24 protein-coding genes are annotated in these 24,399 nt (G+C 38.6%); 13 read left to right on the top strand and 11 right to left on the bottom strand.

The features are described 5' to 3' along the window. Window positions 1-2 precede the first annotated feature (2 nt). Window positions 3-1,400 carry a HAMP domain-containing sensor histidine kinase gene (locus BUA53_RS06955; protein WP_072834626.1) on the top strand — a complete coding sequence of 466 codons (1,398 nt, stop codon included), beginning with the start codon at window positions 3-5 and terminating at the stop codon, window positions 1,398-1,400. A gap of 11 nt (window positions 1,401-1,411) precedes the next feature. On the opposite strand, the gene BUA53_RS06950 is transcribed toward BUA53_RS06955, so the two are convergent. Beyond that, window positions 1,412-3,649, bottom strand: a complete 2,238-nt coding sequence (locus BUA53_RS06950) for a bifunctional alpha,alpha-trehalose-phosphate synthase (UDP-forming)/trehalose-phosphatase (RefSeq protein ID WP_072834625.1) — start codon at window positions 3,647-3,649, stop codon at window positions 1,412-1,414. Window positions 3,650-3,777: 128 nt separating this feature from the next. On the opposite strand from BUA53_RS06950, the gene BUA53_RS06945 reads away from it, so the two are divergent. Together BUA53_RS06945 and BUA53_RS06940 are read left to right on the top strand one after the other, a co-directional pair. Then, on the top strand, window positions 3,778-5,154 hold the full coding sequence (locus BUA53_RS06945; protein WP_072834624.1) for a chloride channel protein: 1,377 nt from the start codon (window positions 3,778-3,780) through the stop codon (window positions 5,152-5,154). Window positions 5,155-5,305: 151 nt separating this feature from the next. After that, window positions 5,306-5,581: a hypothetical protein gene (locus BUA53_RS06940; RefSeq protein WP_072834623.1), complete on the top strand. Its 276-nt coding sequence runs from the start codon at window positions 5,306-5,308 to the stop codon at window positions 5,579-5,581. Window positions 5,582-5,629: 48 nt separating this feature from the next. Here the strand turns inward: BUA53_RS06940 and BUA53_RS06935 are convergent, their stop codons facing one another. Beyond that, window positions 5,630-6,622, bottom strand: a complete 993-nt coding sequence (locus tag BUA53_RS06935; RefSeq protein WP_072834622.1) for a YpdA family putative bacillithiol disulfide reductase — start codon at window positions 6,620-6,622, stop codon at window positions 5,630-5,632. Window positions 6,623-6,643: 21 nt separating this feature from the next. Beyond that, window positions 6,644-7,429, bottom strand: coding sequence for a YqjF family protein (locus tag BUA53_RS06930; RefSeq protein ID WP_245793039.1), 786 nt, complete (start codon window positions 7,427-7,429; stop codon window positions 6,644-6,646). 31 nt (window positions 7,430-7,460) lie between these two features. Between BUA53_RS06930 and BUA53_RS06925 the strand changes: the two genes are divergently transcribed. Then, window positions 7,461-8,648 (top strand): thiolase family protein, encoded by a 1,188-nt coding sequence (locus BUA53_RS06925; protein ID WP_072834621.1) that lies wholly within the window; start codon window positions 7,461-7,463, stop codon window positions 8,646-8,648. A gap of 420 nt (window positions 8,649-9,068) precedes the next feature. On the opposite strand, the gene BUA53_RS06920 is transcribed toward BUA53_RS06925, so the two are convergent. Next, window positions 9,069-9,329, bottom strand: coding sequence for a SemiSWEET family sugar transporter (locus BUA53_RS06920; RefSeq protein WP_072834620.1), 261 nt, complete (start codon window positions 9,327-9,329; stop codon window positions 9,069-9,071). A 96-nt stretch (window positions 9,330-9,425) separates the two neighbouring features. Here BUA53_RS06920 and BUA53_RS06915 point away from each other — a divergent pair, with 96 nt between their 5' ends. The 3 genes from BUA53_RS06915 (at window position 9,426) to BUA53_RS06905 (ending at window position 12,230) form a co-directional block, all read left to right on the top strand. After that, a complete protein-coding gene (locus BUA53_RS06915) occupies window positions 9,426-9,659 on the top strand; it encodes a hypothetical protein (RefSeq protein WP_072834619.1) in 234 nt (77 codons plus the stop codon). 144 nt (window positions 9,660-9,803) lie between these two features. After that, complete coding sequence (locus BUA53_RS06910) at window positions 9,804-10,790, top strand: pyruvate dehydrogenase complex E1 component subunit beta (protein WP_072834618.1); 987 nt, start codon at window positions 9,804-9,806, stop codon at window positions 10,788-10,790. 279 nt (window positions 10,791-11,069) lie between these two features. Beyond that, complete coding sequence (locus BUA53_RS06905) at window positions 11,070-12,230, top strand: sigma-54-dependent transcriptional regulator (RefSeq protein WP_072834617.1); 1,161 nt, start codon at window positions 11,070-11,072, stop codon at window positions 12,228-12,230. Between the two features lie 53 nt (window positions 12,231-12,283). On the opposite strand, the gene BUA53_RS06900 is transcribed toward BUA53_RS06905, so the two are convergent. Next, window positions 12,284-13,186, bottom strand: a complete 903-nt coding sequence (locus BUA53_RS06900; RefSeq protein WP_139256357.1) for a MerR family transcriptional regulator — start codon at window positions 13,184-13,186, stop codon at window positions 12,284-12,286. A gap of 159 nt (window positions 13,187-13,345) precedes the next feature. On the opposite strand from BUA53_RS06900, the gene BUA53_RS06895 reads away from it, so the two are divergent. Together BUA53_RS06895 and BUA53_RS06890 are read left to right on the top strand one after the other, a co-directional pair. Next, on the top strand, window positions 13,346-14,809 hold the full coding sequence (locus BUA53_RS06895; RefSeq protein WP_245793037.1) for a S26 family signal peptidase: 1,464 nt from the start codon (window positions 13,346-13,348) through the stop codon (window positions 14,807-14,809). Window positions 14,810-14,868: 59 nt separating this feature from the next. Further along, entirely contained in the window at window positions 14,869-15,354 is a 486-nt protein-coding gene (locus BUA53_RS06890; protein WP_072834614.1) for a cytidine deaminase, read from the top strand. Between the two features lie 56 nt (window positions 15,355-15,410). Here the strand turns inward: BUA53_RS06890 and BUA53_RS06885 are convergent, their stop codons facing one another. The 6 genes from BUA53_RS06885 to BUA53_RS06860 all read right to left on the bottom strand — a co-directional run bounded on the left by BUA53_RS06885 (window position 15,411) and on the right by BUA53_RS06860 (window position 21,345). Beyond that, window positions 15,411-15,896: a methylated-DNA--[protein]-cysteine S-methyltransferase gene (locus BUA53_RS06885; RefSeq protein ID WP_072834613.1), complete on the bottom strand. Its 486-nt coding sequence runs from the start codon at window positions 15,894-15,896 to the stop codon at window positions 15,411-15,413. After that, complete coding sequence (locus BUA53_RS06880) at window positions 15,896-16,231, bottom strand: tRNA-binding protein (protein WP_072834612.1); 336 nt, start codon at window positions 16,229-16,231, stop codon at window positions 15,896-15,898. Before BUA53_RS06880 ends, BUA53_RS06885 begins: the two co-directional genes overlap by 1 nt. A 3-nt stretch (window positions 16,232-16,234) precedes the next feature. After that, window positions 16,235-17,104 carry a transglutaminase family protein gene (locus BUA53_RS06875; protein ID WP_072834611.1) on the bottom strand — a complete coding sequence of 290 codons (870 nt, stop codon included), beginning with the start codon at window positions 17,102-17,104 and terminating at the stop codon, window positions 16,235-16,237. Window positions 17,105-17,132: 28 nt separating this feature from the next. Next, window positions 17,133-19,733: a type I DNA topoisomerase gene (gene topA, locus BUA53_RS06870; RefSeq protein ID WP_072834610.1), complete on the bottom strand. Its 2,601-nt coding sequence runs from the start codon at window positions 19,731-19,733 to the stop codon at window positions 17,133-17,135. A 118-nt stretch (window positions 19,734-19,851) separates the two neighbouring features. Beyond that, complete coding sequence (locus BUA53_RS06865; protein WP_072834609.1) at window positions 19,852-20,460, bottom strand: SGNH/GDSL hydrolase family protein; 609 nt, start codon at window positions 20,458-20,460, stop codon at window positions 19,852-19,854. 42 nt (window positions 20,461-20,502) lie between these two features. Further along, window positions 20,503-21,345 (bottom strand): alpha/beta hydrolase, encoded by an 843-nt coding sequence (locus BUA53_RS06860; protein ID WP_072834608.1) that lies wholly within the window; start codon window positions 21,343-21,345, stop codon window positions 20,503-20,505. A 139-nt stretch (window positions 21,346-21,484) separates the two neighbouring features. Between BUA53_RS06860 and BUA53_RS06855 the strand changes: the two genes are divergently transcribed. From BUA53_RS06855 to BUA53_RS06840, 4 genes are all read left to right on the top strand, one after another. Next, on the top strand, window positions 21,485-22,249 hold the full coding sequence (locus BUA53_RS06855) for a Rossmann-like and DUF2520 domain-containing protein (RefSeq protein ID WP_072834607.1): 765 nt from the start codon (window positions 21,485-21,487) through the stop codon (window positions 22,247-22,249). A gap of 94 nt (window positions 22,250-22,343) precedes the next feature. Next, on the top strand, window positions 22,344-22,919 hold the full coding sequence (locus BUA53_RS06850; RefSeq protein ID WP_072834606.1) for a KdsC family phosphatase: 576 nt from the start codon (window positions 22,344-22,346) through the stop codon (window positions 22,917-22,919). Then, window positions 22,886-23,833: a geranylgeranylglycerol-phosphate geranylgeranyltransferase gene (locus tag BUA53_RS06845; protein WP_245793035.1), complete on the top strand. Its 948-nt coding sequence runs from the start codon at window positions 22,886-22,888 to the stop codon at window positions 23,831-23,833. Before BUA53_RS06850 ends, BUA53_RS06845 begins: the two co-directional genes overlap by 34 nt. Window positions 23,834-23,835: 2 nt before the next feature. Next, window positions 23,836-24,396, top strand: coding sequence for a Maf family protein (locus tag BUA53_RS06840; protein ID WP_072834605.1), 561 nt, complete (start codon window positions 23,836-23,838; stop codon window positions 24,394-24,396). The last annotated feature ends 3 nt before the right edge of the window (window positions 24,397-24,399 follow it).

Raw genomic sequence — 24,399 nt, 5'->3', positions numbered from 1 at the left:
CAATGCCTGTACGATCCCGGATCACTTTGTTATTTTCTTTGCTTGCCTTTTTTATTTTGAGCATTGTTTGTGCCAGTGTGTATTATTTTTCTTACGAACTCAGGATAGAAACTATAATATCCCGCCTTTCCAATAGGGCAGTAACTACTGCAAGACTTCTAAGTCAAAAGGAAATATTTGATGAACAATTGGTAAAAAGAATTGATTCCTCTACCACGCTATCTTTAAAAAATAAAGTAGTTAAGGTTTTTGACACTAATAATAAATTGATCTATAATTATATAGATCAAACCGGGGACCAGATTCCTGTAAATGAAAATATTCTGGCCAGGGCCAGGAAAAGTGGTAGTTATTATTTTGTAGAAGGGAACAAAGAAATAGTAGCTTATTATTATAATCATGTGCCTTCCCAATTTGTAGTGGTAACAGCAGCGGAGGATGCAGATGGAAAAGAAAATCTAAAAGGATTGTTGCGCATTCTCCTTTTAAGCTTTCTCGTGGGAAATATTATTATTCTTGTAACCGGATATATTTTTTCGGGCAGGTTATTACGTCCCATTAAACGGATTAATAAGGATATTGCTGATATTTCTGCACAAAATCTTACAAGAAGATTGCCCCAGGGTGCAGCAAATGATGAATGGCAACAATTGACTCAGACAATAAATGATTTGCTTAACCGTCTTCAGGATAGTTTTGATTTGCAACGAAGATTTATATCAAATGCTTCACATGAACTTTCCACTCCATTGACATCTATTTCAAGCCAGTTGGAGGTGGCATTGCAAAGAGATAGATCCCCTGAAGATTATCACCAGGTAATGGAATCAACTTACCAGGATGTACAGCATATGGTAAAATTGACACAAACGTTACTGGAATTTGCAAAAGCATCAGGCAATTCAGGTGGACTTGAGATCAGCCTTGTGCGTATTGATGAGATCATACTTGATATGCCTGCCGAAATTAGTAAACTAGACCTGAAATATACTATCCTGCTTCAATTTAAAGATCTGCCTGAAGATGAAGAGAAATTATTTGTTTTTGGCAATGAGGCATTATTGCGTACTGCTATAAGGAACATTGTTTTGAATGCTTGCAAATATTCCAATGATAATAGGGCGTCCATTTACCTCATGACCCAGGAAGACAATTTGGTGATATCCATACAAAACAATGGTAAAGGAATACCTAAAGAAGAATTGTCAAGCATATTTGATCCTTTCTATAGAGTAGAGGAAAATAAAACCACAAGGGGTTTTGGATTAGGGCTCTCTCTTGCTCATCGTATTATAAAATTACACAAAGGAAATATAAAAGTTCAATCAGTAGAGAACATGGAAACAATATTTACTATTGTACTTCCGGCAGCGCATTCTCTTAATTCTTTTAATTCCTGATAAGTTGCTTATTATGATATGGCTGGCAATACGGGCAGGTGGCTAAATCCCTGCAATAACGATACAACCATCTGCGGCTTCAGCACATTATATTGGGCATAAGAAGCGTTAGGGCCAACCTTAATGGTAAAGCAATTTTTCTTGTTGACAAGCATCTTGAACATATCTTCATCAGTTTTGTCATCTCCAACTGCAAAAATGAAATCATAATGATCTTTGGAAAGTACTTTTTTAATTGCGGTACCCTTATCAATTCCTCTGTTCCTCACTTCAATAATTTTGTCTCCCTGCATAACCTGTAGGTGGCGATTATGTATATGTTCATTTAGTTCACATATTAATTCTGAGGCTCTTAATTTCCCCTGTTCGGAATGAGCATTTCGGTAATGCCATACAATGGAAAATTCTTTTTCTTCAATAAATGTATGCGGGCAACGTCGAACAAACCTGTCCATAATGGTAAGTATGCGCTCTTTCCATTCACTATGGGTTTGAACTTCCGTTAACCAAAAGTCGTTTTTCCATTTGCACCTTGCTCCATGTTCTGCTATCAGGTTTAATGGGAGTGATCCAAAATGTTTGTCGAGCCAGGTGCTGCTCCGTCCACTGATGATAAACAAGTCATTTTGTGGCTGGGTGGCCAGGCGGGTAAGCAGGTCAATTAATTCGGCACCAGGTACTGCATTCTCCGGTGAACTATTAAAGGATACAAGGGTGCCATCATAATCCAAAAACAGTAATCTTTTGTGAGCACTTCTGTAGCAATCCATCAGGTTACGCTTTGAGTATTCGTCCAGAAATATTTCCTGGAATGTTTGTTGGCGCTGTTTGATATTGTTTAATCCCAGCATAAAATCACTTGCCCATGTTTGTACATCATAATTTTCTAATCTTTTTTGCATGGATGTGATCCTTTCATATTGTTCGGCTTCTTCCATTTCCAGTCCTGCCTTTATCTGTTCGGCCATTTCCATTGTATCATTTGGATTGATCATTAAAGCTTCAGAGAGTTCCCTTGCGGCTCCTGCCATTTCGCTTATGATCAATACACCTTTTTTATCTTTACGGCTCGCAATAAATTCTTTTGAAACAAGGTTCATTCCATCCCGCAAAGGAGTGATCAATGCCAGGTGACAACTTGTATACAAAGCCATCATTTCATGAAATTCCAAAGTGTTGTATTGATAGATCACTGGTTGCCAGTGAATATTTCCGATATGACTGTTTATTCGGCTAATCATTTCATCGATCAGTTTTTTCCTTTCCACGTATTTTGGAATGGTATCTCGGGAAGGAACAACTACGATAATAAATACTACCTTATTATGATATTGCGGGTTTTCTTTTAAAAAGTATTCGTATGCACGCAACCTGTTTTGCACCCCTTTGGTATAATCCAGGCGATCTACAGAAAAAATGATCTTTCTTTCCTTTTCCTGGTCTAATAAAACATTACGTAATGCAATTACTTTTTCATCATTATATGAATTATTAAAGAGCGCATAATCAATACTTATTGGGAATACATCAACTTTTATTAACCGGTCATTATTCCGGATAACATTGCGGTCATTATCTATGCCCAGTACCATTTGAATGCTTTGGAGGAAGTGTGAAGCGTAGTCAATGGTATGGAAACCTATAAGGTCTGCTCCCAGCATGCCTTTTAATATACCTTCCTGCCATTTGCGTGGCAATAGCCGGAAGATTTCGAAAGAAGGGAAAGGTATGTGTAAAAATATACCAATGGTTATTTCTGGTACCAGTTCCCTCATCATTTGAGCAAGAGGCAATAAATGATAATCATGGATCCATATGGTATCTCCCGCCGAGCAATTCCGGTAAAGTATTTCTGCAAACTGTTGGTTAACTTTTATATAATGTGAGTATTCATCCATGCTATACTCTGCATAGCTTGGAAAATAGTGAAACAAGGGCCAGATAACTGAATTGGAAAACCCATTATAATATTTTTCATAGTCAGCATCTGCAATATGTACGGGTATATAGGTAAAGGTCGCCTGGTGGATTTTATGTGATACTTCCTTCCAGGTTGCTGAGTTACATCCTGGAACTCCAACCCAAAAAAAATCAGAAAACTCATTTCCTGCATGCTGCAGGTAACTGTTAACAGCTGTAACCAATCCACCAGAAGATTGAGCTATTTCTGCTTCTTCTTTATGGGTAGTTATGGTAACGGGCAGCCTGTTGGCAACAATATACAGTCGTTTGGACCTGGTAACTTTCATTTTTTCCTCCCGTATTTTAAGTATGGAAGATATTCACTTGACTATAGGACAGTATTAAAAAGAAATTAATTTATAATTAGATTTCGAAGAATATTTATTAAAACCCTGGTGCCTCTTAACTTGCATCCATGAAGTTGAAATGGCTGGTCAGGCTGCGTAGCGGAGGAAAATACCTTTTTGATCTATTTGCAACAGATCGCATTAAAAGAAATATTTTACAGGCCCTTCCATTTTGGGCTGCATCGCTCATCACCGGGTTAGTCGCTGTTGGTTATACCAAACTATTTGGTTATTCTGAAAACTTATTACACAGCATCCTGCACTGGAAGCAATGGATGATATTCATTATAACCCCCTTTTGTTTTTTCCTTGCCTGGTATGTAGTTCAAATCTTTGCTCCAAATGCAAAGGGTAGTGGTATACCCCAGGTGATGGCAGCAATAGAACTGTCTTCTCCAAGACATAATGATAAGATAAAGCACCTTTTAAGCTTTCCTATATTATTTACCAAGATTGGTTCCAGTCTTCTCATGGTATTGGGTGGGGGAGCAATCGGTAGAGAGGGCCCTACAATCCAGGTAGCAGGCTCAGTTTTTCGCATCATTCAGAATTGGATACCAGTTTCATGGCCAAGGTTGTCTAAGCAAAGCTTCCTGCTTACGGGTGCGGCTGCGGGTCTGGCCGCCGCCTTCAATACCCCATTGGGGGGAGTGGTCTTTGCAATGGAGGAATTAGCTAAAGTCCATGTCCGTTTTTTCCGCACCGCTCTATTTTCTGCTGTGATTATATCCGGACTTACTGCCCAGGGTTTCTTAGGACCCTATTTATATCTTGGATATCCAGATGTAAAAAACCTCCAGTTATGGATATTAATTGGTGTGGCGGCAACAGCCATTCTAGCAGGTATGGCCGGAAGTTTAATGTGTAAATTAACTTTAAGAATGATGCGATGGAAAGCTAACTTCAATAAGGCGCAATCACTTGCATTCGTAATTCTGGCAGGTCTCTTTATTGCTTCCATTGCTTATTTTTTAAATGAACAGGTGCTAGGTTCCGGAAAAAACCTGATGAACGAGGTCCTGTTTACTCCGGATAAAAATGCTTCATGGCATACGGTACTATTAAGGATCCTGGGTCCTATAATTTGTTTCAATACAGGGGCCGCGGGTGGTATATTTGCACCTTCGCTTGCTGCCGGCGCATCAATTGGAGCTTTTCTTTCCCATGTTTTTCATTATTTCGATGCCAATGCCAATATCCTTATTCTATGTGGTATGGTAGGTTTTTTAACCGGTGTTACCCGAACGCCCTTTACTTCTGCAATATTGGTACTTGAAATGACAGACAGGCATAGTGTCATATTTCACCTGATGTTAGCTGCACTTATTTCCCATATAGCTGCCCTTATTATTGATAAGCATTCCTTTTATGATCAACTGAAAAAAGGATATATAGAAGAGGAAATGAAAGCAGAACAAAGCCAAAAATCTGTTGAAATGGAATAGCTTTCCGGGAGCTTGCTGGTCTCCGGCCATCTTTATTTGATAAATTTTATTTTTACTTTAAGTCGTTGTGTCTATTTAGGTTAAGTGCCATAGCATTTTTTTAACGTTTAACCAAAGAATTGAATACGGTAAAACATTACCTTAGCCCGCTATGACTGTAGAACAAATTGAAACGTTTTTGGCTAAAGAAACCATTCCACAAGGGAAAATTATTCGTTTTGAGTTGAAGAAAAGAAACCCTGTCAGAGGATTGATCGTTCAGGGACGTGATTATAATGATTTGAAAGCCAAGAATTTCTGGCGTATCGTTACCCAAACCAACCTGGCAGCTTATCAAAAAACGCAGGATATCAACCTGGCAAAGATCTTTGCAGGATCTGACTTTGCAAAGCTTTCCCTGGTAACCAATAAGCCTGAAGATTCCTAAGACTTTAATGCTCTTTCATTTACATCTTGCAATGGTGTTCTACCACCATTACAAGATTTTTTTTGCTATGTCCTCAAGGATCCTGACTGCATGCTCACGTGAATTTTCAATAAAGAGGCGGTGTGTATTCATGCCGCCACATATTACCCCAGCCAGGTAGATATTCTTTTGATTGGTTTCATGAGTGTCCTCCTTGTAAGTAGGTTTACAACTCTCATCATTGCATAATTCAATACCAATTTTTCTTAAAAAAGGCAGATCAGGTTGGTAACCTGTAAGAGCTAATACCCAATCATTTTCCAACTTTATTATCCCTTCCGGCGTTTCAATTTCCACTTCTTTTTCTCTAATGGCAAGAATCCTGGAATTGTAATAGGCTTTTATGGATCCCTCTTTTATACGGTTCTCAATATCCGGCCTTACCCAGTATTTAACCCTCTGACCAACCTCAGGCCCCCTAATCACCATGGTGACCTCAGCACCTTTGCGCCAGGTTTCTAAAGCTGCATCCACAGCTGAATTCTGAGCACCTACTACTATGACCTTTTGAAACGCATAATAATGAGGGTCCTTATAGTAATGTTTTACTTTAGGAAGGTTTTCACCCGGCACATTCAGAAGATAGGGTATGTCATAAAAACCGGTTGAAATAATGATATAGCTAGCATTATATTTGGTTTTGTTTGTCTCCAATTCATAATAAAGCTCTTCATTACCCGTGGGTATTTTATTAATATTTATAACCTCTTCAAATAGATGTATGTTGATATGGTTGTCCGATGCTACCCTTCTGTAATATTCTAAAGCCTCGTTCCTTGTAGGCTTAGGATTATTAGAAACAAAGGGCACACCACCAATTTCCAGTCTTTCCGATGTAGAGAAAAAAGTCATATTCACCGGGTAATTGTATAAAGAATTGACCAGTGTACCCTTTTCAACTATCAAATAATCAATATTCCGTTTTTTAGCTTCCAGTGCACAAGCGATACCAATTGGGCCTCCACCTATGATGATCAATGTATAGGACTGGTTATTATTCAATGAGTAGATTTTGATAATGATTTAATTATTTACATGTCGGACTTTGCTTCCTTTCCTGACCTGGATTGGCGATCCCTCAGCCAGGAAAACAGATGCCGGTGGATGAGTCATTGCTTCTGCAAACTCCTTACCATACAATAACTCTGTATTGCATTTTATACTATAAGATATGACTGGGTAGACCCTCCACTTTGGATGCTGTACTTCGTATATACCTGTGCATTGGTCATTGATTTGTGTATATCCCCAGTAGTGCTCGGTAATGAATTCTTCTGCAGAACCTTTAGTTATATCAATAGCATCTTTTTGCGATACTACTCTTATATGGTTCCATCCCTCGTTCGTTTTCCATTCGTATCCCACATCAAAAGAATCAGGCGTAAGGTTCCAATTATGCTTCATTGGAAGGGTAACATAATTCTCTCCATAAATAGAATTTGCTATAAAGCTGATCATCCTTTTGGGAACAATTTCCTTTAAAAAAACAACACCTCTTTTCCAGGTATGTTCTTCTTTATACCGTACATAAAAACGAAGGTTTACTTCTTCAAAAGTATTATGAAAGGGGAAGGAAACACCCATGACCCTTGTGTTATGAAAAAGAAAACCTACAAGGCTTACATAATAGCTGCCATCATAATCTTCAAGTTCTGTTTTGCAGGGAAGATGTTTTTTTAAAATGTTAGGATCAATAATGTAATTAGCCATTATCAAATTTCTCCACTCTGCTGATAAAAAATTACTGGCCATTCTCAAAGATAAACCCCAACTTATTGAATTATCACTACGGCCAGCTCTTTTAAACATGCATTATCTTTGCCGCGCTTAAACATGCTATATGAATAAAGAAGTTTATATCGTCTCCGCAGTACGTACGCCCATTGGAAGCTTTGGTGGGGTTCTAAAAGATTTGCCTGCCCCGCGGCTTGGCGCTGTTGCCATTAAAGCCGCAATTGAAAAAGCAGGCATTAAGCCAGAACAGGTAAACGAGGTATTAATGGGATGTGTGATCCAGGCCAACCTTGGTCAAGCACCAGCCCGCCAGGCTGCCCGTTATGCCGGTCTTCCTGATAATGTGGTTTGCACAACCGTCAATAAAGTTTGCGCAAGTGGAATGAAAGCTATTGCACAAGGCGCACAAAGCATTCTCCTGGGCGATGCGGATATTGTTGTTGCAGGTGGAATGGAAAATATGAGTTCCGTTCCTTTCTATGTAGAAAATTTAAGATGGGGTAATAAATATGGAAACACCAGCATGATAGATGGTCTGGCCAAGGACGGCCTGACAGACTGTTATAGTAACACTGCCATGGGAAATGCAGCAGACCTTTGCGCTTCAGAAAATGAGATCAGCAGGGAAGAACAGGATGCCTTTGCAACAGAAAGTTATAAAAGAAGCCAGGCTGCATGGGATAATGGTAAATTCAGTGAAGAAGTAGTTCCGGTTGAAATTCCTTCTCGTAAAGGCGACCCGGTTGTTGTAACTAAAGATGAAGAGCCCTGGAATGTGAAATTTGATAAAATAGCTACTCTTAAACCAGCCTTTGGTAAAGAAGGAACAGTGACTGCTGCTAACGCATCTACCATGAATGATGGGGCCGCCGCTGTAGTGTTAATGAGCAGTGAAAAGGCAAAAGAGTTAGGTATTAAACCATTGGCTGTTATCAGGGGTTATGCCGATGCAGAACAGGAGCCAGTATGGTTCACCACAACGCCAAGCATCGCAGTCCCCGCTGCAGTTAAGAAAGCAGGACTCAGTATGAAGGATATTGATTATGTTGAGCTCAATGAAGCTTTCAGTGTGGTTGGTATTGTCAATACCCGTAAAATGAATCTTGACCCAGCTCGTGTGAATGTAAATGGTGGCGCAGTATCCATCGGTCACCCTTTAGGTTGCAGCGGAGCCCGGATCATTGTAACACTTATCAATGTGTTGAAACAAAATAAAGGAAAGTATGGTGCAGCAGGTATTTGCAACGGTGGAGGCGGGGCCTCTGCTATGGTTTTAGAAAATGTTGCAAGCTAAAATATAAAGAAACAAAATAGCAGCCGTCTCACAATTCAATGAGACGGCTTTTTTATGTTCCATCAACTGAGGTTGTTTTGGATATTACAACTTAGAATGCTGTACTCTCTTCTCTTTCCTTATTCCGCTATACCAGGTGTATACCTTGATGCTGCTAACAATATAGTAACTCTAGTATCCCAGTAATTCATCCGTTCTCTCCCCATTGTATATTCGTTCTCAAACGTGGATAGAACGGGTATACTATGGGACACCAGCGGCTAAACTTCGGTTTTATATAGCTGTAAATAGGAGGTAGATCAGGTGTGGCTTATCCTTAGATATCTGAGAACATAAGTTTTATTTCTGTATAAAGTATATGCAAAGGGAAAATGAAGTTATTGTTTGTCATATGGAAATTTATAATTGAATACCCTTTAATTAAGATTGTTTATACTTAATTCTTAAGATCACCATGGTAACATTGACTAAAACTGAAAAGCAATTAGTGGCTATAATGGGCAGGTCCTCTCTTTTTATGCCATAAACGATCCATAGAATTAAACCGGCCAGCAATACCAGTAACATAAGCAGTGAAACATCTTCGGCTTTCTTTTCCTTAAATGTTTTGATTACCTGTGGAAGTAAGGAGCATGCGGTCAGAATGCCTGCTGCTAAACCAATGATCTGTGTGGAATCCATATTGTTACATTGCAAATTGTTCGCCAGCTTAAAAAGAGAAATAATTATGTTTACTTTTTATCTCAATAAGTTAAAATGAGGCTTATAAGCATACTAATGTCAGGAATAATTCTATGCTCCTGTTCAAGGAGTTGGACAAAAGTTGATGAACAACAGTTTACAGGAGGATGTTTGAAAGGCGCTTTTAATGATATGGATAGTTTGAAAGCAAGGAGTTATTGTGATTGTATGTTGCAGCAGGTCAAAAAACGTTATCCAGACCCTTCCGACCTGAAATATATAAAAGCCGATACTGCTATGTATTCTATTGGAAAGCGATGCAGGGAATAATGGGAGAGATGCAAGCTTAAAACAGAACCAATGTTGTTGATGTTAAACTCACCTTAGGTACTCAAAATACTATGTTTCATTCATTTTAGGTTTTGTCCATTCACTCTGCTAATTTTGCCCCGCTTTTAATTAATTTATTCTACAATGAGACAAATTCCTTTTCGTGAAGCCCTTCGTGAAGCTATGAGTGAAGAAATGCGCAGGGATGACAGGGTGTTTTTAATGGGTGAAGAAGTAGCAGAATACAATGGAGCCTATAAGGTAAGCCAGGGTATGCTTGCAGAATTCGGTCCTAGGCGCGTATTGGATACTCCAATAGCAGAACTGGGTTTTACAGCTGTAGGAGTAGGTGCTGCTCAAAATGGTCTTCGTCCCATAGTTGAATTCATGACCTGGAACTTTGCAGTACTAGCTCTTGATCAGATCCTTAATACAGCCTCTAAAATGCTGGCAATGAGCGGAGGGCAAATTACCTGCCCAATAGTATTCAGAGGACCTAATGGCTCTGCAGGCCAGTTGGGTGCCCAACACTCCACTGCTTTTGAATCACTATATGCCAACATACCGGGTTTGAAAGTGGTTTCGGTAAGTAATGGTTATGATGGAAAAGGTTTATTAAAACAAGCCATACGTTATGAAGAAGATCCAGTAATATTTATGGAAAGCGAAGTGATGTATGGTGAGAAAAGTGAGATACCTGAAGAAGAATATTATATTCCATTAGGTAAAGCCGATGTGAAAAAGCAAGGCAATGATGTAACTATTGTTTCTTTCAATAAAATGATGAAGGTAGCCCTGGGTGCGGCTGCTGAATTGGAAAAAGAAGGTATCAGCGCTGAAGTTATTGACCTTCGTACCATTCGTCCCCTTGACTGGATGACCATATTGGAAAGCGTAAAGAAAACCAACAGGTTGGTTATTGTTGAAGAACAATGGCCATTTGCTTCTATTTCTTCCGAAATTACCTACCGTATACAAAAAGAAGGGTTTGACTATCTGGATGCACCCATTCGCAGGATCACTGCCGCTGACGCACCTTTACACTATGCACCTAACCTGGTTGCAGCTGCTTTACCGGATGTGCCCCGCACTGTGAAACTGGTAAAGGAAGTGATGTATTTAAAAAAATAAGAACCCAACAGGCAAATTTCTATACCGAACTGTTGCAGAGTTTAAGCTCGTTTTAGGCATAAACTCTGTAACTAATTCATTTTCATGTGCTTTATTTAAAAATAAATATTTTAAAATAAGTTTTGAAATATCATTTTTACCCCACATCTTTGTCTCGGTTTTTCATAGGATATTGGATTTTACACGAGGCTGGATTTCTATCCGGCCTTTTTCTTTTCCTCTTGTCACTCTCCCCATTATTGTCCTGATTTCATTTACTTTGCCAACTTAATAAAATCTATGGCCACGATTCTCATTATTGATGATGAAAAAGCAATCCGGAAGACGCTTACAGAAATACTTTCATTTGAGGGTTATAAGATTGAAGAAGCTGCTGATGGTGAAGAAGGGTTGAAGAAGTTCAAAGAAAAGGCATTTGATGCAGTGCTATGTGATATTAAAATGCCAAAGATTGATGGAATTGACTTTTTGCAGAAGGCAGTTGAGATCAATGCAGATGTTCCCATTATTATGATCTCTGGTCATGGCAATATTGAAACAGCAGTAGAGGCCGTAAAAAAGGGTGCTTATGATTTTATTCAAAAGCCACCGGATCTTAACAGGTTGCTTATTACCATCCGTAATGCCATGGAGCGCAATACACTGGTCAATGAAACGAAAACCCTTAAGCGCAAAGCTTTCAAGGTCCAGGAAATGATCGGTGAATCTGAACCCATCAAAAAAATCAAGGATACTATTGAAAAGGTCGCTCCAACAGAAGCAAGGGTTTTGATCACAGGTGAGAATGGTGTAGGAAAGGAGTTAGTTGCCCGTTGGCTGCATGAAAAAAGCAACAGGGCTGGCAATGCCCTGGTTGAAGTGAACTGTGCTGCCATACCAAGCGAGCTGATTGAGAGCGAATTGTTTGGTCATGAGAAAGGTTCATTTACTTCAGCTATCAAGCAAAGAATAGGAAAATTTGAACAAGCTAATGGAGGAACATTATTCCTGGATGAAATAGGTGATATGAGCCTGAGTGCCCAGGCAAAGGTGCTTAGGGCTTTACAGGAAGGAAAGATCACAAGGGTGGGTGCTGATAAAGATATTACAGTAGATGTGCGTGTTGTGGCTGCAACAAATAAGGACCTGTTGAAAGAAGTGGAGGCTAAGCATTTTCGTTTGGATCTTTACCATCGTTTAAGTGTAATTGTCATACATGTTCCTTCACTCAACGAACGAAGGGATGATATTCCATTACTTATTGAGACATTCCTTGACGATATCTGCGATGATTACGGGGTTTCAAGGAAAATGATGTCTGATGAAGCTATGAAATTGCTTCAGGAATATAATTGGACAGGCAATATCCGGGAATTGCGTAATGTAGTTGAAAGGCTTGTTATTCTTTCTGGAAAAAGTATAACAAAGGAGGATGTAAGAAATTATGTTCTTCCAAAATAATATGAACTAATTCCATTCAATAATTAAGTATAACAGGTACGATTTTTTGGATATCATTTGGCCTTTTTGATGAAATCATAGATTTGTTCTTCTGTTTTTAATAAGGTAAGGTTTACAAAAGATCTTTGAACCTTTTGGATGGCCTCACCGGAAGCAACTATCTTTTTATCACTAAATGTTGTACATACCGATTCCAAATAATCATTAATGTCAAGACCGGTGAAGTTAGTTAGCGTATGAATATATACATAATGTATTCCTATTCGGTTTACGACCTCAGCCGCATCAATTATTTGAATGTTTGGACCAAGATAAATAGTGGCACACCCTGACTTTTTGAGAAGGTAGTTTATAAATAATAAAGGAAGTTCATGAAATTCTTCCTTAGGACTCATTAATACAATAGAAGGTAATGTGTTACTTATTTCTAGTTTTTCTGTTTCTACAATGATTTTATTCTGTATGATATAACTTGTAAAATGCTCCTGTGCCGGGATTACATTATTTGTACACCATAATAAACCAATTTTTACAAGAAAAGGATAACAAAGATCAACTACACATTTTTCAAACCCGATCTTTTCGGTTACCTGGTTCAACACCTCAACAAATCTTTTTTCATTAAAGTCTATAGCAGCTTCAATCAATTGATTGATAAATACCTGGTAATTCATTTGTCCAACTGTAGCCTGGTTCACCAGGTGTGATATCTGGTCTGGCGAAAAGGTGGCAATCTTTGAAACTTTCATACCACTATGGTATAAAAAAGATATACGTAGCAAATACTTTAAATCCTCATTGTCATAAATCCTGTGCTGGCTTTCTTTCCGTTTTGGTGTAAATAGATCATAACGTTGCTCCCATATACGTAAAGTATGAGCTTTAATTCCGGTTAAATTTTCTATATCTCTAATGGTAAATTCCTGCATATGAATAAAAACTGAATTGCCAATCACACACTTTAGCAAAAACTTTGCTTACATTGTCAGCCGCAACATTTTTTAAATAATACATTTGTTTGGCTTAAAAGTAAGAGAATGCCTGCTTATCATCTTTTTATTGTTTATTTAATTTCTGTACTTCTAGTATTTCTACCCTCATTCGGAGCTGCTGGTATGTTTCGAAAGGCAGGTGTAGCCTCCTGGAAGGCATATATTCCCTTTTATAATACCTGGGTCATGCAGGATCTGGCCCGGAGGCCAAAACATTGGGTATTCTGGCAATTCATTCCAGTAGTGGGGTGGTTTATTACACCAGGCATATACATTGAGTTTGTAAAACTGTTTGGCAGGTTTGGATTTTGGGAGCATGCACTTGCAGCATTATTTGCTCCATTTTATTTTCCTTACCTGGGTTATAATGACAAAGTTCATTATATAGGTCCGGAAGGTGCTAAGAGATATGTTAAGCCAGGATGGAGGGAATGGGTGGATGCAGCTATTTTTGCTATTGTAGCGGCTACACTTATCCGGACTTTTATCTTTGAGGCATATACTATTCCTTCGGGATCTATGGAAAAGACATTGTTGATCAATGATTTTCTATTTGTAAGTAAATTCAGCTATGGTCCAAGAATACCAAACACACCTTTATCTATTCCATTTGTTCACAACTATATCCCGGGAACCAGCCGTAAATCATACAGTGAATTAATTGAGCTTCCCTACATACGCTGGTGGCCTTCACCTGTACAAAGAGGTGACGTGGTAGTGTTTAATTTCCCTGCTGGAGATACAGTTATCAACTTGCCGGATTTTCAATCTGCAAGGCCTTATTATGATGTAATACGCAGCCAGGAGTTCAATGGTAATCCAGCTGCAGGTAGAAACTTTATTTTATCAAACCAGGATCAATACCCGATAGCAGTACATCCTCCTGATAAAACAGACAATTACATCAAAAGATGCGTTGGCGTGTCAGGTGATTTAATAGAAGTAAAGAATAATGTTGTATATACCAACGGAAAAGAAGAACCTAATCCACCCATGTCTATGATCAATTATACAGTGATCACCAATGGACAAACCCTTGATGCGGAGACTATGAAGGAGCAATATAATGCGGACATAGAAAAAGGTGAGTTCATGCAAGGGGATCAGCCAAATGTTTATTATATGACCCTGACAGAAAAAGCAAAGAACGATCTTATAAAAAGTGGAGTAGCCAGGCAGGTTGTGCCTACAGTAAACTTTCAGGCAGGAGGGGGCGCTGTTTTTCCTTATGATATCAGGCACAACTGGACCAGAGACAATTACGGGCCGATATGGATTCCTAAAAAAGGCGCTAATCTTCAGCTAACTAATGATAATTATAGTTTGTACGAACGTGCCATACGGGTTTATGAGCATAATGATTTTGAAATGAAGGACGGTAAGTTTTTACTCAATGGAAAGGAAGTTACTTCTTATACATTTAAAATGAATTATTACTGGATGATGGGAGATAACCGTCAGGGTTCACAGGATTCAAGGTATTGGGGATTTGTTCCTGAGGACCGTGTTGTGGGCAAGGCCTGGCTGATCTGGTTTAGCTGGGACGGAGGTCCTCGCTGGAGCAGGTTGTTCAAGACAGTAAAATAAACTACCTTTAATTGCCTTTCAGGAAAACTGAAGGGCATTTTTGTCTCTAATTGAATAGTATGAAGGAAAAAAAATTTGAGTTTAATTACACGGTTTACGAGAGCATTGAAGAATTACCCGATGAACAACAATGGTTATTGAATGAAGCAAGAGAGGTGACGGAGCAGGCTTATGCACCTTATTCAAAATTCCAGGTAGGAGCTGTTGCAAAGATGGCCAATGGGGAGATCATTGCAGGAAGTAACCAGGAAAATGCTTCTTTCCCAGTCGGGCTTTGTGCAGAAAGGGTTTTACTGGCATCTATTTCATCTGTCTTTCCCAAGATACCGATTGAAACCATTGCCATCAGCTATAAGAGTGAACATCAAAAGAGCGATCATCCAATTTCTCCCTGCGGCATTTGTCGGCAGTCATTGCAGGAATTCGAAAGCAGGGTAGATCATCCTGTTCAACTCATTTTAGGTGGTATGACTGGCCCTGTTTATGTAATTGATAGTGCCAGCAGGCTATTGCCGTTGGCGTTTACCAGCGAAGAACTTAGATAGAACAGTTAGGCAACCCGGGGAATGCTATTATGAATAATTCATAATAGCATTTTCATTTAAAATAATTGCTGAACACCGGAATAAAATTTTGCTTCATGATCAAGCAACCATTTTTTTCTCCATAAACCACCAGCATAACCCGTAAGTGACCTGTCGCTACCAATTACACGGTGGCAGGGTATGATGATCGCTATATTGTTCCTTCCATTGGCAGCAGCTACAGCCCTTATTGCTTTGATATCACCATATTGTTTAGCCAATTCATTATAGCTGATTGTTTTCCCATATGGTATGTTATAAAGTAGATTCCAAACCTTTTTCTGAAATTCAGTACCATTCTGATTCATTGGAATAGTAAAGGTTCTGAGTTTTCCTTCAAAAAAAGCTTTCAATTGCAAAGTGGTTTCTTGCAGGATAGGGTGAAGATTAATAGGTGAGTTTTCATCAACCTTTATGAAAGAAACGGAAAGCAAATGTTCGGATGAACATTCAAGCTTAATGCAGCCCAATGGTGAATTAAAAAAGGAAGTAAACAATTCCATTAGCCGATCTTTAAGCCATTAGAGACTTTACAATGTGGCTGAAGCAGAACCACTTCATTATTTTCGTTATAAATGCCGAGGACAAGGCATTCGCTTGTAAAATTTGCTATTTGTTTAGGTGGAAAGTTTAATACAGCAATTACTTGTTGGCCTTTAAGTTCATCTATAGTATAAAGTTGGGTTATTTGTGCAGAAGACTGCCTGGTTCCCAATGGACCGAAATCAATGGTCAATTGGTAAGCCGGTTTTTTTGCTTTTGGAAAAGACTCGGCATGGATGATGGTTCCAGTTCTTATGTCTATTTTTTCAAAATCCTCCCAGGTAATTGAATTCATAGATTATTCATCGAGTAATTTGACAATAACTTGCATTTCTTCTTTCTTGTAATATTCTTTTTCATTGTCAAAGCATTTCGAGGCTTCCTCAAGTAAATGTTGAATAACCATTTTGTTGTTTAAAGGCTTGAAATAGGAATCAACAAGCGGCACGGAAATCCTTTTAAAATAATTTTCAATGTCCTTATGGGTAAAAACCATTCCACTTGTGGGATCTATGAAGAACTCTACTTTGTCCAGTTGATTACTGGATAACTCATTGTTGTAGCCTTGTTTGAAATAAGCCAATACAAACTGACGTGGAACACCAATAGCTTTAACAGGTATATCTAACAGGTCGCAAAGGATTAAGTATAGGATGCCATTACTTAACTGGTTACCTTTTTTTGATTCAAGTATTTTGTTAAGCAGGAATTCGTTGATATCAGAATAAGCTATTTCAGTTCCTTTTAAGCTATGATAGCTGTAGAGAATGCCTGTTATAATTCGAACTTGCTCCAGGGGAGTAAGGTAATTGTTCAATTCCAGCCAAATATTCCGTCTTATCTTTTCCACTTCAAGCAGCACAGGGCTGGTAATTAATTCTGGAAATTGAAACTTTGCGACGAGCAGTGAACCTACTAACAGGTCATGATGGCCCGCAAGGTTCCACTGCCTGAAATCCTCAACGAGATCGGTATAATGCAAGCGATGGATAATCAATTCGATCCTTTCCTGGATTTGTTGATCTGGAGTAAGTTCCCAGAGGTTTTCCAGATTCGGAATTATTGTTCTGCCAAAACCAACAATCCTATTTGATACTGCACCAAAAACTTCCTCGTCCGGGTCATCGATCAGGTTCAATAAAGCTGATATTTCTTTTGTTGGTTCCATTCTTCACTATATCGTAATTATATACTGTTTATTTTTTGGGACTTTTTTTGGTGGCTGTTTTTTTACCTGGCGATTTTTTAGGAGCTGCTTTTTTACTCGCTGTTTTCTTAGCAGCTGCTTTTTTAGTAAACGCACCTGGCACCTGGAGTTCTATCATTTTCTTTACGTCTTCTAAAGAAATAGTAGACAACTCTTCTGCTGATAATTTTTCACCATTAGTAGCCTTACCCAGTTTCAGCATTTTTTTACCAAACCTTATAAAAGGACCCCAGCGACCGTTTTCAATTGAAATTTTTTCAGAGGGCCATTGTTGAATAAATCGATTTGCTTCTTTCTCTACCTTTTTTTGGATTAATTCATCAAGGTCTTTTTGTGATAATGAATCAAAATTGTATGCCCTTGGAACATTTATGAAAAGATTATTCCATTTTATAAAAGGACCGAACCGCCCTTTACCCTTCGTAACCGGCAGGCCTTCAAATTGTCCTATAGGAGCGTCTGCCACCTGCTTATCGCCTATGAGTTCTTTAGCTTTTTCCAGGTCCACATCTAAAGGTTCCAGGCCTTTTGGAAGTGAAATAAACTGTTCTCCATATTTAATATAAGGACCAAATCTTCCTGTGTTAACTGACACTTCCTGACCTTCATATTCGCCAAGTGTCAAAGGCAATCGGAAAAGGTCCATGGCATCTTCAAGTGAGATCGTTTCAATGCTCTGACCCTGTTTCAACTTTGCGAAACGAGGTTTCTCTTCGCTTTCACTTACGCCTATCTGCACCATTGGTCCATAACGTCCCATTCTGGCAACTACTGGTTTACCAGTGCCAGGTTCAATTCCCAACTCTCTTTCACCTCTGATGCGTTCCGCCGTTTCTATTGTATTTTCTACATCCTTTTTGAATGGATTGTAAAAGTCATTGATCATTTTACTCCACACAACCTTCCCTTGTGCCACATGATCAAATTCTTCTTCGATTCGTGCAGTAAAACTATAATCCATGATATCATCAAAGTACTGCTTTAAAAAGTCTGTAACAACTAAACCAAGATCTGTTGGAAACAGCTTTGCTTTTTCTGCCCCTGTGTTTTCTGTTTCCGTTTTTTTGGTAATAGTGTCATTATTTAAAGTAAAAACACTGTATGATCTTTGTATTCCTTCCTTGTCTCTCTTTTCAACATATCCTCTTTTCTGAATAGTAGAAATGGTAGGAGCATATGTAGAAGGTCGGCCAATGCCCAGTTCTTCAAGTTTCTTAACCAGGGAAGCTTCCGTGTAACGAGGCAAAGCCCTGGTAAAGCGTTCAATGGCCTTCATTTCTTTAAAGCTTAATTCCTGTCCCACTTTTAAGGGTGGTAACATGCCTTCCTGGCCGGCTTCATCGCCATCAAGATCTTCGTCATCAAGATCTTCCCGGTAAACTTTTATAAAACCATCAAATTTTAATACTTCACCCTGTGCGGTTAATTCGGCTTTATTGGTAGATATGCCGATCTTAGCTATTGTTTTTTCCAATTCTGCATCAGCCATCTGGCTTGCCATGGTCCTTTTCCATATCAATTCATATAAGCGCCTGGTTTCGGCATCGCTTACAGAAGTATTTGACATATAAGTAGGCCTAATGGCTTCGTGTGCTTCCTGGGCAGATTCATTTTTATTCTTATACCGGCGGGCTTTATGATATTTAGAACCATAAGATGATGTAATTGTCTTCTCAATATCCTCCATGGCCGTTTCACTCAGGTTAACTGAGTCAGTACGCATATAAGTTATCTGGCCGCTCTCATAAAGCTTTTGGGCAAGTAACATAGTACGGCTAACCCCATAACCTAATTTCCGGCTGGCCTCCTGCTGTAAGGTAGATGTGGTAAATGGAGCTGCTGGTGAGCGACGGGTTGGTTTTACCTGGATGTCATTCACTTTATAGTTCGCCTTAAGGCAAGATTTCAGGAATTGTTCGGCATCTGCTGCTTTTGAAAACCTGGTGCCTTCTGCTTTAAATGATACTTGTTTACCTGTAATATCCAGCGCAGTGAAGGTTGCTTCCACCTTAAAGCTGCTTTGAGGCGTAAAAGCATTTATTTCTCTCTCCCTCTCAGCTATTAATCTTACTGCTACACTTTGAACCCTGCCTGCACTAAGATTATTTTTCATGCTGATCTTGCGCCAAAGCACGGGGCTTAGTTCAAAACCTACTATTCTATCCAGTACCCTTCTTGCTTGTTGGGCATTCACCAAATTCATATCCACGGTTCTTGGATTTCCAACTGCCTTTTGAATGGCTGGTTTCGTTATCTCATGGAAAACGATGCGTTTTGTAGTTGCGGGATTAAGGCCCAATACTTCGCATAAATGCCAGCTAATTGCTTCCCCTTCACGGTCCTCATCCGTTGCCAGCCACACTTCGCCACTTTTCTTCGCAAGTTGTTTCAGATCGTTAACCACTTTTCTTTTCTCTTCAGGAACTATATACCTGGGGCGAAAGTTGTTTTTCACATCTATACCCATATCATCTTTTTCAAGGTCACGGATGTGACCATAGCAACTCTTGACCTCGAAGTTGCTACCCAAAATCTTTTCAATCGTCTTAGCTTTTGCAGGAGACTCAACTATCAACAAATTCTTCGCCATATGAGCGTATTTCTGTTCAATTTTAATCCCAAAGTTTGGGGGTTGCGAACATGCAAGTATAATGCAAAGAACATTAATTATAGAAAAACCGCCTTTAAAGGGTTAAAAGCGGTGCCGGTTATTTCAATTGTAGAGCTATATTTTTGCTAATTAAACCCGCCCAGATTTTATATTCCTTGGCCGACAGGTGAAGTCCATCATTAGCCATAAGAGAATCATCTTCGCCTGCTTTTCTGGATTCATTGGTAATATCTATAAATCCTGTTTTGTATTGTACAGACAATGCTTTTCCAATATTATTGAACACATCTATTTCCTTTGCGATCTTTTCTTTGTTCATTTCTTTTGAAAAAGGCATAATACTATAATCTGGAATGGAAATCATTAATACATGAGCTGGCTTTCCATTAGAAAAAGCAATAGACTTTTTTAATAATTCTTCCAATTCCATTTTATATAACATCACATCACGTCCCCTATACTGATTATTTACGCCAATTAATAAAGTGACATAATCATAACGGGGTAATAACTGACATTTTTTAATACCTTCCTCCAACTCGTCTGTCGTCCAGCCGGTTTTGGCAATTATTTCTGGGGCGCAAAAATTGAAGCCTAATTGGCGTAATTGGTAAACTGTTTGATAAGGATAACTTTCATGAAGAGGTAATCCCTCTGCAATTGTATAAGAATCTCCTAAAGCCAGGTAAGTATAGTTTGAATGCATTCAGCTTTCCTTTAATGATTAATCCGGGAGCTTAAAAAATTTTTATAAGAACTCTAATATAGCCTTCACTGAATTATTATCCCTGTAAATTCTTCTATGTCCCAAACCCTCGGAAATGATAAATTGGAAATTCGGATAGTTTTTATCCATTAAAGGTTTAACATCAGACATTGGAGTCATTTCATCATGCTTATCCTGCAAAAACAATACCTGCGATTTGATATGCTGAGAAGCTCTTAATATGGAATACCATTCAGGACCATTTCCACCAAGACCTGTGAGATAATTATCAAATTCTTTTCTTACACCTTCATCCAGATTTAATAATTTAAAAAAATGATCTGCTGCTGTTTTTGTTTCCATGGCAGGAGCAATGAGAACAACCTTTATATTTTCATTATGAGGAAGGTTTTCAAGAAATAAGCTAACGGCCAGTCCGCCGAAAGAATGTGACAGGAATGCATCTATAGGGCCATAGTCAGCATAAATTTTCTGTATCATGTTTTTATACATCAGTACATTGACCTCTTTACCTGTACTTTTTCCATGTGCAGGTGCGTCAAAAGCTAAAACTTCATATCCCTTTTTAATTAGAGGGGTAACATACCTATCAAAATTGACGACACTGGATTCAAATCCATGAAGGATCAATATTTTTTTTGAAGCGGGATGATTCCATCGGTATCCCCTTATTATATCATTTTCCAGTCTAAATTCAAGTTTTTCAGACTTTTCAAATGAAGCAGGAAGGGGTTTGGTATTTTTATGCTGGGGTGTACAAAAAAGATGAAAGGCTGCCTTAGCTGCCTTTCTCCTTGAAACTGCGGAAAGAAGAGCAAATTTTGTTCTGACATACTTAATAAGGTAACGTTTCTGTAATGCCATTATAAGGAAAAGGTTTAAACTTCGAAGATCGAAATTAAAAGACAAATGCACATAATGAACCAGGGATTTGGTAATTTGATCAAACTGATGAGAAGTTTTTCCTTTGCAATAACTTCGGAAATTAAGTTTTGAATTGAAAATGAATATTGTAATTATCGGCACAGGGAATACAGCTTCTGTATTGGGTCGTAAATTAAAAGCTGCAGGACACTGCATAGTCCAGGTTTACGGCCGAAATTCAAAAGATGCCAGTGAGTTGGCATACGAACTGGCAACTGAATCTACTAACTATTGGAATGTAGTCAATAAGGAGGCTGACATTTATTTACTTGCTGTTTCGGATATAGCTATTGGTGAAATTGTCAGGGAGCTTCACTTTCCCGGAAAGATCATAGTACATACTGCTGCTTCGGTTTCAAAATTTATTCTTGACAAATCTTCTGAGCATTATGGGGTATTTTACCCTCTTCAAAGCCTTAGAAAGGAGATCCAGGCATTGCCGGATATACCTATGATCATTGATGCAAGCGATCCAACTACTCTTGGTCAATTGAAAATGTTAGCCATGACCATCAGTGATAGTGTGACTATAGCTGATGATGAACAACGAAAGAAAATTCATCTTGCAGCCGTGTTTTGCAACAATTTTGTCAATCATTTATATACGCTGGCAGAGAACTATTGTAATAAGGAAGGAATTGAATTCAAACTTCTAATGCCATTGATAAAAGAAACGGCTGGAAGGGTGGAGTTTGTCAGCCCGGGAATTTCACAAACAGGTCCTGCAGTCAGGAATGACCATGCTACAATGGAAGAACACCTGAAGATGCTTGATGCTTACCCGGAAATGAAAAAATTGTATGTTTTATTAAGTCAAAGCATTTATTTTGAAAAGGTGTCTTAGTCAGGTGTTGTCTGGTTAAAACTATCAGTACCTGTAACTCCCATATTCTATTCAGAGGTTTATAAGTATTATTTATATCTTTCATTTTTCTATTATGCCAAACACTTCAGATAAAGGCAATGTACCTGGCAATCTTACTGCTTCCGATGATAATGTACTGTCTCATTTTCATAACATTAATACATTTGTTTTTGATGTTGACGGAGTACTTACAGATGGTAGTGTACTTCTGTTGGAGAATGGATTACAAGCCAGACAAATGAATATAAAGGATGGCCTTGGCCTTCAGATGGCGATAAAAAATGGTTATAAAGTAGTGATAATTTCTGGTGCAGCATCTACGCCAGTGATTAACAGGTTTCGATACCTGGGAATTGATGAGATCCATTTAGGAGTTTCTGACAAATTATATTTCCTGGAATTATTTATTGAACAAAACGGTTTGCAATGGGATAAGATTCTGTATATGGGGGACGACCTCCCTGATGTTGAGGTATTGCAAAAGGTCGGTCTTTCCTGTTGCCCTGCCGATGCCGCAGTGGAGGTGAAGCAGGTAAGTAAATATATCTCACCTATAAATGGAGGTTACGGTTGCGTAAGGGATGTTATAGAGAAGGTTTTAAAATTAAATAACCATTGGAAGTATTACCCAAATATTTCCTCAAGATAATCTGGATGATAGCTGCTTTTTTAAAATTGATACGCTGGCCTAACCTTGTCTTTATTATATTGACACAGTTGCTTTTTTATTATTGTGTTTACATTCCTTTATTTGGCTTGAATGAATACGTAAAGCTGGTTTGGCTCATCATAGCTTCAATTTTTATTGCTGCTGCTGGATATATCATCAATGACTATTTCGACCTCAATATAGACCAGGTTAACAAGCCTGAAAGAAATGTTTTTGTAAGGTCTGTTAACAGGCGCTGGGCCATAATCTGGCATTTTATTTTTAGCCTGATAGGAATTGGAGCAACCCTTGCCGCCGTGGGATTACATAAATGGTACCTGGTGCTGGCTAATATAATCGTGGTTTTACTACTTTGGTTTTATTCAACTTCTTTTAAACGACAGGTATTAATCGGTAACCTTGTTATTTCCCTTTTGACTGCATGGACAGTACTCATTGTATTTTTTGCTTTCACTAATCCCCAACATGCTTTCGTTGCCGATCCGGCATCAGTAAAGTTTTTCCGGATCGCATTTCTTTATGGAGGTTTTGCCTTTGTAATTTCATTGGTAAGGGAGGCAATAAAAGATATGGAGGACATCGATGGAGATGCCAGGTATGGGTGCAAAACGCTTCCTATAGTTTTTGGGTTAAAAACCACTAAAATATATACTCTTGTATGGATGGTAGTTCTAACGGCAGCATTGCTTATACTACAATTGTATATTTTGCAATTCGGATGGTGGATAGCTGTATTGTATAGTATATTACTTGTGGTTTTACCTTTATTCTTTACCACTTCCAAACTTATTAAAGCCTCCAGCTTACCCGATTTCAGTTATTTAAGCAGGCTTACTAAATTGATCATGTTTACCGGTATTCTTTCAATGATCTTTTTCCGTATTTATTTTTAATCATGGCTAATATTGTCCTGGCATCTCAATCACCAAGAAGAAAACAATTACTGGAGTGGGCGGAGGTTGATTTTGAAATTATAGTTGAGCCCACTGATGAAACTTATCCCGACAACCTGGATCCCGGCAATGTTGCCATTTATATTGCAACTCAAAAAGCTGCGGCTGTTAAATACAAGGCGCCAGACAAAATAATTATTGCAGCAGATACAATTGTGGTATTAAATAATGAGATCATAGGGAAACCTAAAGACAGGCAAGACGCTGTAAAGATCTTAAGTAAACTTAGTGGTAGTCATCACCAGGTGATCACCGGGGTTACAATATGGAATAAATCAACTGAAGTTTCCTTTTCAGACCTTACAGATGTCGAATTTCATTATTTAACACAATCGCAAATTGAGTTTTACGTGGATAAGTACAAGCCTTATGATAAAGCCGGGGCCTATGCAATCCAGGAATGGATCGGTGTCGTGGGGATAAAGACCATTAGAGGAGATTTTTATAACGTTATGGGTTTACCTGTAAGCAGGGTAGTCCAAGCCCTTGAAAAAATGAAATAAGCA

Source organism: Flavisolibacter ginsengisoli DSM 18119 (genome assembly GCF_900129295.1).
Lineage (GTDB): Bacteria > Bacteroidota > Bacteroidia > Chitinophagales > Chitinophagaceae > Flavisolibacter > Flavisolibacter ginsengisoli.
This window is presented reverse-complemented; position numbering and strand designations above follow the sequence as displayed.

Bases quoted from the DNA above. Each gene is read 5' to 3' on its own strand.
- BUA53_RS06955 (WP_072834626.1), top strand. From the start codon at position 3: ATGCCTGTACGATCCCGGATCACTTTGTTATTTTCTTTGCTTGCCTTT.
- BUA53_RS06950 (WP_072834625.1), bottom strand. From the start codon at position 3,649: ATGAAAGTTACCAGGTCCAAACGACTGTATATTGTTGCCAACAGGCTG.
- BUA53_RS06945 (WP_072834624.1), top strand. From the start codon at position 3,778: ATGAAGTTGAAATGGCTGGTCAGGCTGCGTAGCGGAGGAAAATACCTT.
- BUA53_RS06940 (WP_072834623.1), top strand. From the start codon at position 5,306: ATGACTGTAGAACAAATTGAAACGTTTTTGGCTAAAGAAACCATTCCA.
- BUA53_RS06930 (WP_245793039.1), bottom strand. From the start codon at position 7,429: ATGTTTAAAAGAGCTGGCCGTAGTGATAATTCAATAAGTTGGGGTTTA.
- BUA53_RS06925 (WP_072834621.1), top strand. From the start codon at position 7,461: ATGAATAAAGAAGTTTATATCGTCTCCGCAGTACGTACGCCCATTGGA.
- BUA53_RS06920 (WP_072834620.1), bottom strand. From the start codon at position 9,329: ATGGATTCCACACAGATCATTGGTTTAGCAGCAGGCATTCTGACCGCA.
- BUA53_RS06915 (WP_072834619.1), top strand. From the start codon at position 9,426: ATGTCAGGAATAATTCTATGCTCCTGTTCAAGGAGTTGGACAAAAGTT.
- BUA53_RS06910 (WP_072834618.1), top strand. From the start codon at position 9,804: ATGAGACAAATTCCTTTTCGTGAAGCCCTTCGTGAAGCTATGAGTGAA.
- BUA53_RS06905 (WP_072834617.1), top strand. From the start codon at position 11,070: ATGGCCACGATTCTCATTATTGATGATGAAAAAGCAATCCGGAAGACG.
- BUA53_RS06895 (WP_245793037.1), top strand. From the start codon at position 13,346: ATGTTTCGAAAGGCAGGTGTAGCCTCCTGGAAGGCATATATTCCCTTT.
- BUA53_RS06890 (WP_072834614.1), top strand. From the start codon at position 14,869: ATGAAGGAAAAAAAATTTGAGTTTAATTACACGGTTTACGAGAGCATT.
- BUA53_RS06885 (WP_072834613.1), bottom strand. From the start codon at position 15,896: ATGGAATTGTTTACTTCCTTTTTTAATTCACCATTGGGCTGCATTAAG.
- BUA53_RS06880 (WP_072834612.1), bottom strand. From the start codon at position 16,231: ATGAATTCAATTACCTGGGAGGATTTTGAAAAAATAGACATAAGAACT.
- BUA53_RS06875 (WP_072834611.1), bottom strand. From the start codon at position 17,104: ATGGAACCAACAAAAGAAATATCAGCTTTATTGAACCTGATCGATGAC.
- topA (WP_072834610.1), bottom strand. From the start codon at position 19,733: ATGGCGAAGAATTTGTTGATAGTTGAGTCTCCTGCAAAAGCTAAGACG.
- BUA53_RS06865 (WP_072834609.1), bottom strand. From the start codon at position 20,460: ATGCATTCAAACTATACTTACCTGGCTTTAGGAGATTCTTATACAATT.
- BUA53_RS06860 (WP_072834608.1), bottom strand. From the start codon at position 21,345: ATGGCATTACAGAAACGTTACCTTATTAAGTATGTCAGAACAAAATTT.
- BUA53_RS06855 (WP_072834607.1), top strand. From the start codon at position 21,485: ATGAATATTGTAATTATCGGCACAGGGAATACAGCTTCTGTATTGGGT.
- BUA53_RS06850 (WP_072834606.1), top strand. From the start codon at position 22,344: ATGCCAAACACTTCAGATAAAGGCAATGTACCTGGCAATCTTACTGCT.
- BUA53_RS06840 (WP_072834605.1), top strand. From the start codon at position 23,836: ATGGCTAATATTGTCCTGGCATCTCAATCACCAAGAAGAAAACAATTA.